Origin of the sequence: Methylobacter sp. BBA5.1 (assembly GCF_000746145.1) — a bacterium.
In the GTDB taxonomy this organism is placed as follows: Bacteria; Pseudomonadota; Gammaproteobacteria; order Methylococcales; family Methylomonadaceae; genus Methylobacter; species Methylobacter marinus.
Window position 1 is genome coordinate 14,074 of the sequence record NZ_KN050817.1, and the last position, 13,719, is coordinate 27,792.

Below are 13,719 nucleotides of genomic sequence, written 5' to 3' on the forward strand. Positions count from 1 at the left end.
TTTTACCAACTATGAGTTTTGATGAAAGTTTGAATAGCAGTCAGCATACCCTGCCTAATTTCATCGCTAAAATCGCCAGTTGCATTAATGTTGTTCATTAATTCAGCATGTTCTGACTTCATGTACGACTGTAAAGCAGCTTCAAAATCAAGGACTTTGTTAACTTCCACGTCATCAAGGAAACCTTCGTTGGCGGCAAACAGCGAAACCGCCATTTGTGCGACCGACATAGGTGAATATTGATTTTGCTTCATCAATTCAGTCACGCGCTGGCCGCGCTCGATCTGTTTACGCGTGCTTTCATCCAGATCCGATGCGAACTGGGCGAAGGCCGCCAACTCACGGTATTGAGCCAAGTCAAGACGCGTGCCGCCACCTAATTTTTTGATGATTTTGGTTTGAGCCGCACCGCCAACACGCGATACCGATAAACCGGCGTTTACCGCGGGACGGATGCCGGAGTTGAACAAATCGGTTTCGAGGAAGATCTGACCGTCGGTAATGGAAATTACGTTGGTCGGTACGAAAGCCGATACGTCGCCGCCTTGCGTTTCGATGATTGGCAATGCGGTTAATGAACCGGTTTTGCCTTTCACTTTGCCGCCAGTCAGTTTTTCAACTTCAGCCGCATTGATACGCGCCGCTCTTTCCAGCAAACGGGAGTGCAGGTAGAACACGTCGCCAGGATAAGCTTCACGGCCGGGCGGACGACGCAGCAACAAGGACACCTGACGATAGGCCCAGGCCTGTTTGGTCAAGTCGTCATAAATAATCAACGCATCTTCGCCATGGTCTCTGAAGTACTCGCCCATGGAACAGCCGGTGTAGGGTGCAATGAATTGCAATGCAGCTGATTCTGAAGCGGAAGCGGCAACGATAATGGTGTGTTCCATCGCGCCATGTTCTTCCAGTTTGCGCACTACATTGGCAATGGACGAACGTTTTTGGCCGATAGCGACATAAATACATTTAATGCCGGTGCCTTTTTGATTGATGATCGCATCAACCGCGATGGCCGTTTTACCGGTCTGTCTATCGCCGATGATCAACTCACGCTGGCCGCGGCCGACGGGAATCATCGAATCAATTGATTTCAAGCCTATTTGAACGGGTTGATCAACCGATTGACGGGCGATAACGCCTGGAGCGATTTTTTCGATAGGGGAGGTTTCGTTGGTTTCAATGGCGCCTTTGCCGTCGATAGGATTACCGAGCGCGTCAACAACACGGCCCAGCAATGCTTCGCCAACCGGCACTTCCAGAATTCTACCGGTACATTTAACGGTATCGCCTTCAGTGATGTGCTGGTATGAACCTAATACCACCGCACCGACAGAATCCCTTTCAAGGTTAAGCGCCATCCCGTAGGTATTGCCGGGGAATTCCAGCATCTCGCCCTGCATAGCTTCGGAAAGACCATGTATTCTTACAATACCGTCAGTCACGCTAACTACAGTACCTTCTGTATGGGCTTCGGCGCTAAGGTCGAAGTTTTCGATCTTCTTTTTAATCAGATCACTTATTTCAGATGGGTTTAATTGCATGTTCTTTTTCTCACTCTAGAGTTAGAGCCTTTTTGCTAATTGTTGAAGCTGGCCTTTGATAGATCCGTCAATTACTCTGTCGCCTGCTCGAACCAGAACGCCGCCGATTAAGGACTTATCCACGGTCACGTTCATATGAACTTTTTTGCTCAGTGTCTTTTCCAGTTTTGAAGCGAACGTCTGCTTTTCTTCTTTGGAGAATGCATAGGCAGTCGTTACTTCAACATCGATATAACCTTCATCGTCCGCTTTATATGTTTCGAATATTTCCGTGATATAAGGCAGTAAGGTCAATCGGTTGTTTTGAACAAGCAATTTCAGAAAATTCGCATTCTCTTCATCAACTTGCCCCTGGCAGATATCAAGCATCAGCGCCGATAACCTTTCCTTGCTAACTTTGGGGTTATCCACTACAACAGAAATTTCTTCATCACTCAGGACAGCCGACATAAATGCCAAACTTTGCGACCACTTTGCAGTCGTGCCGGTTTCTTTGGCCCTTTTAAATACAGCCGCTGCGTAAGGCCTTGCCAATGTTGCCAGTTCGCTCATTATGCTTAACCTAGTTGATTAGAGACTTTGCTTACGATGTCTTGGTGTTTGGCCTTGTCGATTTCCGCACTCAGAATCTGTTCCGCTACATTTACAGCCAGAGCAGCCACTTCTTGACGCAAACCTTCTTTAGCCTGCTGCATTTCTTGCTCGATCTGTGCCTTTGCCGCCAGAATCATGCGGTCGCCTTCTTGTTTAGCGATTTCTTTCGATTCTTCGACAATTTCATTGGCACGCTTCTGAGCGAGATTAACAATCTCGGATGATTGTTCTTTAGCTTCCTTTAAAACGCTCTTGGCCTTTTTCTCGGCCAGTTGCATTTCTTCCTGACCTTTTTCAGCCGCAGCCAAACCGTCAGCGATTTTCTTTTTACGTTCTTCTAAAGAGTCAAATAAAGGTGGCCATATGTACTTCATGGTAAACCATACCAGAAGTGCAAATGTAATCATTTGCCCAATCAGAGTAGCATTGATACTCACGATGCGTTCCTCTTGTTGCGATTAAGTTAAACAGCTTTAAATTAACCAGCTGCGGCGGCTTGTACAGCAGACAGGAATGGGTTCGCGAATGTGAAGAACAGCGCCAAACCAACACCGATCATTGTTACCGCGTCCAACAGACCTGCAACGATGAACATTTTAACTTGCAACATAGGAACCATTTCCGGCTGACGAGCCGCGCCTTCCAGGAATTTTCCACCCAGCAGACCGAAACCGATAGCTGTTCCCAAGGCACCCAGGCCTAAAACCAGACCAACTGCAACAGCAGTCATACCTTGTACATCAGCAATTAAAGATGCAATTTCCATGATACCTCCAAACGTAGTATTGATATAAAAAAGTTGTAAAAATTAGTGGTCTTCGTGCGCCATGCTCAGGTAAACGATTGTCAATACCATGAATATGAATGCTTGAAGCGTGATAATCAGAATATGGAACACCGCCCATGGAAAACTCAACACTGGTTGAATAAACCAAGGCAGCAGGGCAATCAAAATAAAGATCAGTTCGCCGGCATACAGATTGCCGAACAAACGAAGTGCCAGTGAGATGGGCTTTGCTATTTCCTCGACGACTTTCAATAGCAGGTTGAACGGCAGCATCCATGGCCCGAAAGGTTGAAACATCAATTCCTTGGCAAAGCCCCATGGGCCTTTTATTTTGATACTGTAGAAAATAATCAGGCAGAAAACCGATATCGACATGGCGAATGTCGCATTCAGATCCGTACTGGGAACGACGCGCAGATACTCAATGCCCATCATCGATCCGATCAACGGCAGAATGTCAACGGGGAACAAGTCCATGAAATTCCACAGGAAGACCCAACAGAATATCGTTAATGCCAGCGGCGCGATTAACTTGCTGTGACCGTGGAAGCTGTCTTTAACCTGGCTGTCTACAAATTCAATCAGCATTTCAGCAAAATTTTGCACCAGGCCCGGAACACCGGCTGTCGCTTTTTCGGCGGCCATTTTGAAAAACCAGACAAACAGACCACCTAATACTGCAGAGAAAAATAAGGTATCAAGATGCAATGACCAAAAACCCTCGCCTACACTTAGCGGAGTCAAATGGTGAATGATATATCCGGTTGCACCTTCGGCGGCATGAGCTTCGGTAGCCATCGTTCCTCTCTAAATATTAAAAAAAATGATTGCGTCAGCGCATAATGAGCGCAAACCAAAAAGCTGATAAAGCCGACACATAGCCAGCCAGCAGCGGTAATATTTCTATATTTGGGATTTGAAAAATCAAAATGAACAGCGCAGCTGTTAACAATAACTTTCCCGACTCTCCAGCATAAAAAGACCTGACGATCTTTTTAGGCTCCTGCCCTGCGGCTCTTCGTACGCGCAACGCAAAATAAAGGTTAGGAATAAAAGCTGCTGCTCCGCCCAAGGCAGGCGATAGGGCTTTAGGCCACCCCCCTAAAATTGCAAACCCGGCTGTTGTTATTATTATTATCAGTAGTTGGTAACTTAAGATTTTACTGACAGTTACTTCATTTGCAGCTGTCATGCTCAAGCTCCAGATACAATAGCGGCATGAATTATAGCCATCAGCTTTCATTAAAGCAAGAAAGCAAGAAAATATCCTTATAAAATTTGTAGGTTATTCTCATCTGTTGCCAGCCAGATTATTTGATTTGTTCAAGAATCCCATCCAACTCCTCGAGACTGGAATAGGCTATGACCAGCTTGCCGGTGCCATTTTCCTTATGATTGATCAAGACTTTCGCGCCCAGTTTTGCCGTCAGGTCTTCCTGTAAACGCAAGGTATCTTTATCGATGATTCTGGCTTTCTGTGCTTTCGGCTCTGCCTGGCTATCCTTAACCAGCCGCTCCGCCGCTCTTACCGTCAGACCTTCCCTGACGATTTTATGGGCGGCGGCGACTTGCTTGACGGCATCGAGTGACAGCAGCGCTCTTGCATGCCCCATTTCCAATTGGCCGTTGACCAACAGTTTTTTCACCTCGGGGTGCAGTTCCATCAGCCTCAATAGATTGGTGATCGTCGTCCGTGATTTACCGACCGCATCGGCAATCTGCTGATGCGTCATGGCAAATTCCTCCAGCAGTCTTTTTAAAGCATCCGCCTCCTCCAGAGGATTCAGATCTTCTCTTTGAATGTTCTCAATCAGCGCGATCGCCATGGCCGCCCGGTCATCTATTTCCTTGATCACCACCGGCACCTGTTGCAAGCCGGCCAGCTGCGCCGCACGCCAGCGACGCTCTCCGGCAATGATTTCGTACTTTTCCTGGGCAATTTTCCGCACAACGACAGGCTGTATGATGCCTTGCGCCTTAATGGAATCGGCCAGCTCCTGCAATTTTTCCGGATTGATGTCTTTTCGCGGCTGATACTTGCCGCGCTGCATATATTCTATCGGCAGAGTCTGAATCTGATGTTTTTCCTCTTTAGCGGAAACATCGCCTAACAAGGCATCCAGCCCTCGGCCTAACCCACGTTTTTTTAAAGTCATGCGTTCTTCTTTGTTAATCGTTTTGGTCGCCGGCGCAATACCTGGCCCGTCTACTCACAATGGTTGATCTTTAAACTGGTACTTAGTCAGCCTTGTTCCGACGAGTGAAATTTGCAGAGTATTCATATAGTGCGAATGAATTCGCACCTACAATTTTCTCGTCATAGTTAATTGGCTGAGTGCTAGCTGACTGCCGCCAGTCGGATGATAATTTTGGCTTTTCCAGTCAATCGATTTCGAAACGACGGACCACCAGCTCGAACTCATCCAGCAAACTTATTAAAGACTCAGCTTCCTCTAAAAGATTACGGTTTTCCCGTTGAACATTTTTGATCAAAGCCGCGGCTATCGTCGCCTGCTCATTAACTTTTTCAACAGTGGTAGGCGCCGGCTCCGGCTGTTTTTCCGCGGCAACAGACCCCTGGCTTTTTCCCGGCAATTGCTCCTTGCGCTCCAGAGGGTATATCTCCGGCTTGCTGGCGATTGGCGGCGACTGTTCCCGGCGTTGCTCTACCGGTTTTGCATCTGTCTTTGCGGTATCCTTGCGATCTTTAGCAGGCACATCCACCAGTAACGCTTCCAAACCGCGGCCTAGTCCACGTTTTTTTAAAGTCATGACTTATTTTTTTCTTTTTTGATCATTTCATTTGCCAATGCCATATAAGACTTGGCGCCCCGCGATGTTTTATCATAAATCAGCACAGGCACGCCATGGCTTGGCGCTTCGGCCAGGCGAATATTCCTGGGTATGCAGGTCCTGAACACTTGATCGCCGAAATACCGGATCAATTGCTCCGAAACGTCCTTGGTCAAGCGGTTCCTGTCATCAAACATGGTGCGCAGAATACCTTCCAGGTGCAGTTCCGGATTGACGGTCTCCTGAATGTTTCTCAGCGTGCTCATCAAGGCGGACAAACCTTCCAGGGCATAATATTCGCACTGCATCGGAATCAATAAACTGTTTGCCGCCACCATGGCATTCAAAGTCAGCATATTCAGGGAAGGCGGGCAATCGATCAAGATATAATCATATTGTCCTTTAATTTGCATTAACGCATCGGCAAGACGCAGTTCCTTGCGCTCGGCCTTCATCAACTGCACCTCGGCGGCTGTCAGATCGGAGTTGCCGGGAATGACCGAAAAACCGATTTCCGGCAGATGCACAACCGTTTCCGCCACCGGTACGTCTTCCATCAATAAATCATAACTGGAATATTGAATTTCCAGCTTGTCGATGCCGCAGCCCATGGCCGCGTTGCCTTGGGGATCAAGATCGACCAGCAACACGCGGCGTTTGGAAGCCGCCAGTGATGCAGCCAGATTGACGCTGCTGGTCGTTTTGCCTACACCGCCTTTTTGATTGGTTACGGCTATTACTTTTGCCACTACTACTTTACCTCGGTCTCTTCAAGAGATTCTATTCGAACCAGACATCTTTCAGCTTCTATTCCCGGCACATGGATCGGTATTACCGCCACTTTCTGCGGCATGCGCTCCAGCTCCTCATCCGGGCGTTGGCCTTTCATTGCCAATACCACACCGCCCTTGCCGAGCAGATGCTCCGTTAATTCAACAATCGTTGGCAAACTGGCGAAAGCGCGCGTGATCACGGTATTGAAGGTATGCTCCGGATGATACTGTTCCACGCGGCTATGACTGACGGCTACGTTTTTGAGCTTTAATTCCAGCACCGCCTGCTGTACGAACCTGGTTTTTTTGGCATTGCCATCGAGCAAGACGAACTCGGTTTCAGGCAGGCAGATGGCTAATGGAATGCCGGGCAATCCGGCACCGGTCCCTATGTCGATCACGCGCGGGCCTTCAACAAAGCGGAGCACGGCCAGACTGTCGAGCAAATGCAGCCGCACCATTTCATCCCTGTCGCGAATCGCGGTCAGGTTATAGGCTTTATTCCATTTTTCAATCAGCTTTATAAAGTTCAGCAGACGCTCGACCTGGTCTTCATCAACGGACAGATGCAAGGCCTCCAGCCCGGCAACCAGGATTTTACGACAGGCATCCATCAGGCGGTTTTCTTTTTCAGATATACCAGCAGCAACGAAATAGCGGCCGGGGTAATGCCCGGAATACGCGATGCCTGGCCCAAAGTCTCGGGCCGCTGATTTTTAAGTTTTTCGCTGACTTCGTTGGAAAGGCCTGGAACGCCTTTATAGTCGATGGTGTCGGGCAGCCGCAGATGATCATAGCGCAAGGCCTTGTCTATCTCCGATTGCTGCCTGTCTATATAACCGGCATATTTGGCCTGGATTTCAACCTGCTCGGCAACCTGCTCCGAAACAGGCGCATCAGCGTCTAAAAACAACAGCAATCGGTTGATGTCGACTTCCGGCCTGCGCAGCAAGTCCATCAAATTGCTTTCGCGCATTAAAGGCTTGCCCCAGTACTCGGCAGCCAGCGCTGCTTCCTCGGTTTCAGACCTGATCCATCTTTTTTTCAGATTACCCTGCAAGCGGGCAATGGCTTCGCGCTTGGATTCAAAAGCCTGCCAACGCTCATCATCGACCAGGCCCAGTTCGCGTCCCTTTTCCGTCAAGCGCAGATCGGCGTTGTCTTCCCTCAGCAATAGCCGGTATTCAGCACGGCTGGTAAACATGCGATACGGCTCTTGCGTACCGCGCGTGATCAGATCGTCGATCATGACACCGATATAAGCCTCGTCGCGTCCCGGGCACCAGCTTTCCAGCCCCTGCACCAGACGCGCGGCATTCAGGCCGGCGATCAGGCCTTGCGCGGCCGCTTCTTCGTAACCGGTCGTGCCATTGATTTGCCCGGCGAAGAACAGCGCCTGCATGTGCTTGGTTTCCAACGAGAATTTCAGATCCCGCGGGTCAAAAAAATCATATTCGATGGCATAGCCGGGACGCACGATTTCGGCATTCTCAAAACCCAGCATCGAACGCACGAATTCATACTGCACATCGAAAGGCAGGCTGGTGGAAATGCCATTCGGGTAGATTTCATGGGTATCCAGTCCTTCAGGCTCGACAAAAATCTGATGCGAATCCCTGTCGGCAAAGCGCATGATTTTATCTTCGATGGAAGGGCAATAACGTGGACCGATGCCTTCTATGATCCCCGAATACAGCGGCGAGCGATCCAGGCCGGAGCGGATGATGTCATGAGTTTCGCCGTTAGTGCGCGTGATGTAGCACGGTATTTGCCGCGGATGCTGTTCGCGCTTGCCAAGAAAGGAAAAGACCGGCACCGGATCGTCGCCGTGCTGCACAGCCAGCTTGCTGAAATCGATCGTGCGGCCATCGATACGCGGCGGCGTGCCGGTTTTTAAGCGATCGATACGGAAGGGCAGTTCGCGCAGGCGCTCGGCCAGGGCAATCGAGGCGGCGTCGCCGGCGCGGCCGCCGCTGTAGTTTTCCAGGCCGATATGGATTTTACCGCCCAGAAACGTACCGGCCGTTAACACCACGGCTCGTGCCGAAAAGTTCAAACCCATCTGAGTCTTGACGCCGACGACTTTATCGCCTTCGACCATCAGATCGGATACGGTTTGCTGGAATATGGACAGGTTGGGCTGATTTTCCAGCGCGCTTCTAACCGCCTGCTTATATAATTTGCGGTCAGCCTGGGCGCGTGTGGCCCTGACCGCCGGGCCTTTGCTGGCGTTCAGGGTGCGGAACTGGATGCCGCCAAGGTCGATGGCCCGCGCCATGATCCCGCCTAACGCATCCACTTCCTTGACCAGATGGCCCTTGCCGATGCCGCCAATGGCCGGGTTGCAGCTCATCTGTCCCAGGGTGTCGATATTTTGCGTCAACAACAGTGTTTTCACGCCGCACCGGGCAGCCGCCAACGCTGCTTCCGTACCCGCATGACCACCGCCGACAACAATGACATCAAAATCTTTTTTGAATTTCACAAGCGTTATGTACTCTAAAAAATGCTATATTAATGCGTTGTATAGTGTTATACAAACTCGGCTCTATTATAAGGGGAAAATTATGAAAAAACGTAAAAATCAGCGCGAACTTGAGACGGTTCCGTTGCAAAATCCTGTCGCGAAGTTCGCGCATCAGTTTAACAAGGCGCAAACTTTTCGCGATAAAAGCAAATACAGCCGTAAAGCCAAGCATGCAAAACAGGAGGTTTTTCCAATGACTCTTTATCCGGTGTCATTGGAAAAACCTCCTGTTTTACTCAGCCGGATTTAAGTCAATCAGGCCGATTAGCGTTCTGACTGGCTGGCGCATTTGATGCACATATTGGAATAAGGTACCGCTTTCAATCGTTCCTTATTGATCGGCTCGCCGCAAACCGAGCAGATACCGTATTCGCCGCTGTCTATGCGGGTAATAGCCTGCTTGATTTTCTCTATTTCCATGCGGGTCGTATTACCTAAATAGTCCAGCACTTCATCATTTTCCGTTTGCGTCACCTGTTCTGCAAAATCCTTTTCCAAAGGCTCGTCCGAGTGTTTGACGTCCTCGGTAATTTTAGTCAGCCGCTCATCCAGCTCTTCGAGCATTTCTATGAGGCTGCGCCGTATTTCTTCATATTCTTTCATATAAGTCCTGTTGTTTCCGTGCCTTGAATCTTAACTTAATTCAGAAGCTTGCTCTATACTAAAAAACAGGCTTTACTTTACCCGTATTTCCATACGCCCTCATTCAACCTAGCATGCTATCACCACTTATGCAAAATGCAATTAATCAGCTATTAGATTCGGCCAACCAGATCATTCTCGGCAAGCCGCGCCAACTTCGCCTTGCATTGTGCTGCCTGCTGTCTCGCGGCCATCTGCTGATAGAAGACATGCCCGGCGTCGGCAAGACCACACTGGCGCACACGCTGGCGAAGCTGCTCGGTTTAAACTATCAGCGCATACAGTTTACCAGCGATATATTACCGGCTGATATTCTCGGCGCTTCCGTTTTTGATGCTCAAAACCATGTGTTTAAGTTTCATGCCGGTCCGATCTTCAATCAAATGATTTTGGCCGATGAAATCAACCGTTCAACGCCGAAAGCGCAAAGCGCGCTGCTGGAAGCGATGGAAGAGCGCCAGGTGACGATTGAAGGCAATACCTATGAACTGCCGCAACCTTTTTTCGTGATTGCCACCCAAAACCCGTCGCATCAAATAGGCACGTTTCCATTGCCGGAATCGCAATTGGACCGCTTTCTGATGCGTCTGGAGCTAGGCTATCCCGATCACGATGCCGAAAGAGCCCTGCTGACCGGCCAAAGCCGCCACAATCTGATTGAATCGCTGCCCGTTCAATTGCCGTCGGAACACCTGTTGCGGATGCAGCAGGCTGTCGCGCAGGTTTACGCTTCCCCTGCCCTGCTAGACTATTTACAGGCTATTATCGCTTACACGCGTGAATCACCGGACTATCACTGCGGCCTGTCTCCACGCGCAGGCCTGGCGCTGCTTACCGCCGCCAAAGCCTGGGCTTTCATGGACCGCCGTGACGCGGTCATTCCGGAAGATATCCAGGCCGTACTGGCCGCCGTGGCCGGACACCGGCTGAGATCCGGCCACAGCCATTCAGACGCTATCGTCGCGCCGTTACTGGAAAAAGTAGCCGTCCATTGAACACGTTTACACTGAATAAACGCTGGCGCCGAAGCCGTTTTGCCTCAGCCGAAAAAGCCACCGATGGACCGGTGACATTAACGCATCGGCGCATCTATATCATGCCGACCCAACGCGGCCTGGGCTTCATCGTCTTGAATATACTGTTATTGCTGATCGCCTTTATTTATAACAACAACCTGGCCTATTTGCTGACTTTTTTATTGACCGGCATCTTTCTTGTCACAATTTTGCATAGCTTTAAATCACTCTCCGGCCTGGTGTTGCATAAAGGCCATTGCAAAGCCGTATTTGCGGAAGAAGCCGCGGAATTTGGCATTTCCATCAATAATCCAACTTCGATCGAACGCTACAATTTACAACTCGCGCTGCGGAAAACCGAGAGCCTGGACCTCCCGGCATACAGCAAACGTTTGATTACGCTTTATTCCCCAACCCGAAAAAGAGGCTGGCATGAAGCCGGCGCGGTCACGGTTGCCAGCACGTATCCATTCGGCCTGTTTCGCGCCTGGTCGCCTGTACGGCTGGGCCTTAAGGTGCTGGTTTATCCCAAGCCCGCGAGCGCCGACAGTCCTCTGCCGGAATCGCCATCGGTTCAGTCCGGGCAAGGGATCAGCAAAAAAGGGACGGATGACTTTTACGGCGTCCAGCAATACCAGGCCGGCGATCCGATCAAACAGATACACTGGAAAGCGTTTGCCAAAGGCCAGGGACTGTTCAGCAAGCAGTATGGCGGAGAAGGGGCGGCCGAAATCTGGCTCGATTACAATGCTACCTCGGGACACCATACGGAAGAGCGCTTAAGCCAATTATGCCGCTGGGTGATCGATGCCGACAAAGCCGGCATTCATTACGGTTTATCGCTGCCCGGTTATAAGATAGCGCCCAACCACGGCGCCCTGCATGCGCAAGAATGTTTGGAAACACTGGCTCTGTTTTAAAAATCATGTCCGCCGAATTTAACAAAAGCACCCTGATCTTTTTACTGTCGTCTATCGGACTGATCGTTTTTCCTCACGTTTATCACCTGCCGGTTGCTATCCTCGGCTTTTTTTTCCTGCTCCTGGGCTGGCGCTTTATCGGCATCTGGAAACCTGGCTGGCTGCCCTCCAACTGGTTTGTTCTGCTACTGACCGTTCTCGGCATTGCGCTGCTGTACAGCCAGCATCGAAGCGTGTTCGGACGCGATCCGGGAACCAGCCTGTTCGTTATCGGACTGGCGCTGAAATTACTGGAGATCAAGACCGAGCGCGACATCTATCTGATCATCTATCTGGCGTTTATCGTCGCCGCCTCGCAGTTTTTGTATGAGCAGAGCATCCTCATGGGCGCTTATATTATGGCTGTCTGCTGTGTGCTTCTGGCGGTGCTGGTGTGCATTAACAGTCTGCGCCCGCAAACGCTGCCGGCCTTGAAAACGGCGGCCATTGTTATCGCTCAAGCCATGCCGATTGCGGGCGTGCTATTCCTTCTGTTTCCGCGCGTTGAAGCGCCACGGTGGATGCTGTTTACCGAAGAGCCTCAAACCAGGTCCGGTTTAAGCGACAGTATGGAACCGGGCTCGATCAGTAACCTCGGCTTGTCGGACGAACTGGTTTTCCGGGTCAAATTCAAAGGCGCCATTCCGCCGCAGGCTCAACGTTACTGGCGCGGCCCGGTCATGACGCTTACGGACGGGCGGCAGTGGACACAATCGGCAAACCGCCATTTTAATAGATTTCTCGACCAGCCTGAATTTACCGGTACCCCCTATCAGTACACCTTGCTGATGGAACCACAAGATAAACCCTGGGTTTTTGCCCTGGATATGCCGGCAAAATACTCATCGTCATTAAGCCTGAATGCCAATTATCAGCTTATCAGCTCGGAAATGCCCGAAAAACGCGCTGAATATCAAGTGACGTCGTATCCGCAATACAACACCGGCTATATCACCAAGACCGAATATCAGGAAGCCACGCAACTGCCCGGCAAACCATCGGGCAAAATCAACCAACTGGTCCGGCAACTGCACGGTTTCGACAGCCCGCCCGAAACCTATATTCAGCAGTTATTAGGGTATTTCAGGAAGGAGAACTTCTATTACACATTAACGCCGCCGCTAATGGAGGATAATCCGATTGAAACTTTTTTATTTGATACCCGTTATGGATTTTGCAGCCATTATGCCGCGGCTTTCGTCTATTTAATGCGTGTCGCCGGGATCCCTTCACGCATTGTCACCGGTTATCAAGGCGGTGAACTGAACAAAGTCGGCAATTTTCTGGAAATAAGACAAGCTCATGCCCATGCCTGGACCGAAGTCTGGCTACAGGACAAAGGCTGGGTTCGGTTCGATCCGACGGAAGCCATTGCGCCGGAAAGAATTGAGCAGGATATCAATGTCGATCGGCAAATCGCCAGCGGTGTCGTCACTTTCGTGAGTCCCGACACCAAAACCCTGGCGGCATTCAATTGGCTGAAAGGGGTCCGCCAGCTTTGGACCAGCGCCGATTACAATTGGCAGCGCTGGATTATCAACTATAACAGCCTGAGCCAACTCCAGCTTCTGGCATCCTGGGGTATACAGAACATTAAGGTCATGCTGTACTGGATGATCGGCCTGATCGGTTTGATAACCGCGGTACTGTCCTGGTTCCTGTTATATCGGAAACAGAAAGCGACCGATCGGGTTTTACGACTGTACAACCGCTTCTGTAAAAAGCTGGTTCACAAAGGGATCATAAAAAACGACAACGAAGGAGCAAAGGATTTTGCCGAACGCGTGAAAACCCAGTTGCCCGAGCAATCCGAACAGATCGATCAGATCACCGCCGTATTCATCAAGCTGCGCTACGGCCGGGGTTCAAATCCGGAAGATTTGAAGAGGCTGCATCAGCTGGTGTCGCTGTTTAAAGCCTGAGCCCCTGCTAACCGGGCTTTAAAGCAGGCGCGAATCCACTTGCCGACATTCCGCAGCTAATTCAGCCACTACAGGAATACTATTTCACATGGAAATCGCCTGATAATTTATGTTTCGGGTGCGCAATGGGTTATCGGAGAACCACAGGCCAAAGACGAACCG

The 13,719-nt window shown here is 50.1% G+C and carries 16 protein-coding genes; 4 read left to right on the forward strand and 12 right to left on the reverse strand.

Translation table 11 applies throughout. From position 1 onward, the window contains the following. Positions 1 to 2 precede the first annotated feature (2 nt). The 11 genes from atpA to mnmG form a co-directional block, all read right to left on the reverse strand. Positions 3 to 1,544 carry a F0F1 ATP synthase subunit alpha gene (gene atpA, locus EK22_RS22745; protein ID WP_036254728.1) on the reverse strand — a complete coding sequence of 514 codons (1,542 nt, stop codon included), beginning with the start codon at positions 1,542 to 1,544 and terminating at the stop codon, positions 3 to 5. A gap of 21 nt (positions 1,545 to 1,565) precedes the next feature. Then, complete coding sequence (locus EK22_RS22750) at positions 1,566 to 2,096, reverse strand: F0F1 ATP synthase subunit delta (protein WP_020158726.1); 531 nt, start codon at positions 2,094 to 2,096, stop codon at positions 1,566 to 1,568. A 5-nt stretch (positions 2,097 to 2,101) separates the two neighbouring features. Then, the gene (locus tag EK22_RS22755; RefSeq protein WP_036254730.1) at positions 2,102 to 2,575 is read right to left on the reverse strand and encodes a F0F1 ATP synthase subunit B; all 474 of its coding nucleotides are present in this window, start codon (positions 2,573 to 2,575) and stop codon (positions 2,102 to 2,104) included. 41 nt (positions 2,576 to 2,616) lie between these two features. Beyond that, positions 2,617 to 2,904 (reverse strand): F0F1 ATP synthase subunit C, encoded by a 288-nt coding sequence (gene atpE, locus EK22_RS22760; protein WP_020158728.1) that lies wholly within the window; start codon positions 2,902 to 2,904, stop codon positions 2,617 to 2,619. A gap of 42 nt (positions 2,905 to 2,946) precedes the next feature. Further along, on the reverse strand, positions 2,947 to 3,723 hold the full coding sequence (gene atpB / locus EK22_RS22765) for a F0F1 ATP synthase subunit A (RefSeq protein WP_036254735.1): 777 nt from the start codon (positions 3,721 to 3,723) through the stop codon (positions 2,947 to 2,949). A 34-nt stretch (positions 3,724 to 3,757) separates the two neighbouring features. Beyond that, complete coding sequence (locus EK22_RS22770; RefSeq protein WP_036254746.1) at positions 3,758 to 4,117, reverse strand: ATP synthase subunit I; 360 nt, start codon at positions 4,115 to 4,117, stop codon at positions 3,758 to 3,760. A gap of 118 nt (positions 4,118 to 4,235) precedes the next feature. Then, positions 4,236 to 5,081 (reverse strand): ParB/RepB/Spo0J family partition protein, encoded by an 846-nt coding sequence (locus tag EK22_RS22775; protein ID WP_036254748.1) that lies wholly within the window; start codon positions 5,079 to 5,081, stop codon positions 4,236 to 4,238. A gap of 226 nt (positions 5,082 to 5,307) precedes the next feature. Then, positions 5,308 to 5,697, reverse strand: coding sequence for a hypothetical protein (locus tag EK22_RS22780; RefSeq protein WP_036254750.1), 390 nt, complete (start codon positions 5,695 to 5,697; stop codon positions 5,308 to 5,310). Then, positions 5,694 to 6,467, reverse strand: a complete 774-nt coding sequence (locus EK22_RS22785; protein WP_020158733.1) for a ParA family protein — start codon at positions 6,465 to 6,467, stop codon at positions 5,694 to 5,696. Before EK22_RS22785 ends, EK22_RS22780 begins: the two co-directional genes overlap by 4 nt. A 2-nt stretch (positions 6,468 to 6,469) precedes the next feature. Beyond that, positions 6,470 to 7,105, reverse strand: coding sequence for a 16S rRNA (guanine(527)-N(7))-methyltransferase RsmG (rsmG, locus tag EK22_RS22790; RefSeq protein WP_036254752.1), 636 nt, complete (start codon positions 7,103 to 7,105; stop codon positions 6,470 to 6,472). Continuing rightward, complete coding sequence (mnmG, locus tag EK22_RS22795) at positions 7,105 to 8,976, reverse strand: tRNA uridine-5-carboxymethylaminomethyl(34) synthesis enzyme MnmG (protein ID WP_036254755.1); 1,872 nt, start codon at positions 8,974 to 8,976, stop codon at positions 7,105 to 7,107. Before mnmG ends, rsmG begins: the two co-directional genes overlap by 1 nt. Before the next feature lie 82 nt (positions 8,977 to 9,058). Here mnmG and EK22_RS22800 point away from each other — a divergent pair, with 82 nt between their 5' ends. After that, on the forward strand, positions 9,059 to 9,268 hold the full coding sequence (locus EK22_RS22800) for a DUF7230 family protein (RefSeq protein WP_020158736.1): 210 nt from the start codon (positions 9,059 to 9,061) through the stop codon (positions 9,266 to 9,268). 14 nt (positions 9,269 to 9,282) lie between these two features. Here the strand turns inward: EK22_RS22800 and EK22_RS22805 are convergent, their stop codons facing one another. Next, positions 9,283 to 9,621 carry a TraR/DksA family transcriptional regulator gene (locus tag EK22_RS22805; RefSeq protein WP_020158737.1) on the reverse strand — a complete coding sequence of 113 codons (339 nt, stop codon included), beginning with the start codon at positions 9,619 to 9,621 and terminating at the stop codon, positions 9,283 to 9,285. A gap of 128 nt (positions 9,622 to 9,749) precedes the next feature. Here EK22_RS22805 and EK22_RS22810 point away from each other — a divergent pair, with 128 nt between their 5' ends. From EK22_RS22810 to EK22_RS22820, 3 genes are read left to right on the forward strand one after another with little or no spacing between them, the layout of a single operon-like run. Next, entirely contained in the window at positions 9,750 to 10,655 is a 906-nt protein-coding gene (locus tag EK22_RS22810) for an AAA family ATPase (protein ID WP_036254757.1), read from the forward strand. Then, complete coding sequence (locus EK22_RS22815) at positions 10,652 to 11,596, forward strand: DUF58 domain-containing protein (protein WP_051962039.1); 945 nt, start codon at positions 10,652 to 10,654, stop codon at positions 11,594 to 11,596. The genes EK22_RS22810 and EK22_RS22815 overlap by 4 nt, the downstream gene beginning before the upstream one ends. Beyond that, entirely contained in the window at positions 11,569 to 13,557 is a 1,989-nt protein-coding gene (locus EK22_RS22820; RefSeq protein ID WP_235209479.1) for a transglutaminase TgpA family protein, read from the forward strand. Before EK22_RS22815 ends, EK22_RS22820 begins: the two co-directional genes overlap by 28 nt. The last annotated feature ends 162 nt before the right edge of the window (positions 13,558 to 13,719 follow it).

Excerpts from the sequence above, each read along its gene's own strand:
- rsmG (WP_036254752.1), bottom strand. The coding sequence starts at position 7,105 with ATGGATGCCTGTCGTAAAATCCTGGTTGCCGGGCTGGAGGCCTTGCAT.
- EK22_RS22810 (WP_036254757.1), top strand. The coding sequence starts at position 9,750 with ATGCAAAATGCAATTAATCAGCTATTAGATTCGGCCAACCAGATCATT.
- atpA (WP_036254728.1), bottom strand. The coding sequence starts at position 1,544 with ATGCAATTAAACCCATCTGAAATAAGTGATCTGATTAAAAAGAAGATC.
- EK22_RS22800 (WP_020158736.1), top strand. The coding sequence starts at position 9,059 with ATGAAAAAACGTAAAAATCAGCGCGAACTTGAGACGGTTCCGTTGCAA.
- EK22_RS22805 (WP_020158737.1), bottom strand. The coding sequence starts at position 9,621 with ATGAAAGAATATGAAGAAATACGGCGCAGCCTCATAGAAATGCTCGAA.
- EK22_RS22770 (WP_036254746.1), bottom strand. The coding sequence starts at position 4,117 with ATGACAGCTGCAAATGAAGTAACTGTCAGTAAAATCTTAAGTTACCAA.
- EK22_RS22750 (WP_020158726.1), bottom strand. The coding sequence starts at position 2,096 with ATGAGCGAACTGGCAACATTGGCAAGGCCTTACGCAGCGGCTGTATTT.
- EK22_RS22780 (WP_036254750.1), bottom strand. The coding sequence starts at position 5,697 with ATGACTTTAAAAAAACGTGGACTAGGCCGCGGTTTGGAAGCGTTACTG.
- atpE (WP_020158728.1), bottom strand. The coding sequence starts at position 2,904 with ATGGAAATTGCATCTTTAATTGCTGATGTACAAGGTATGACTGCTGTT.
- EK22_RS22820 (WP_235209479.1), top strand. The coding sequence starts at position 11,569 with ATGTTTGGAAACACTGGCTCTGTTTTAAAAATCATGTCCGCCGAATTT.
- atpB (WP_036254735.1), bottom strand. The coding sequence starts at position 3,723 with ATGGCTACCGAAGCTCATGCCGCCGAAGGTGCAACCGGATATATCATT.
- EK22_RS22775 (WP_036254748.1), bottom strand. The coding sequence starts at position 5,081 with ATGACTTTAAAAAAACGTGGGTTAGGCCGAGGGCTGGATGCCTTGTTA.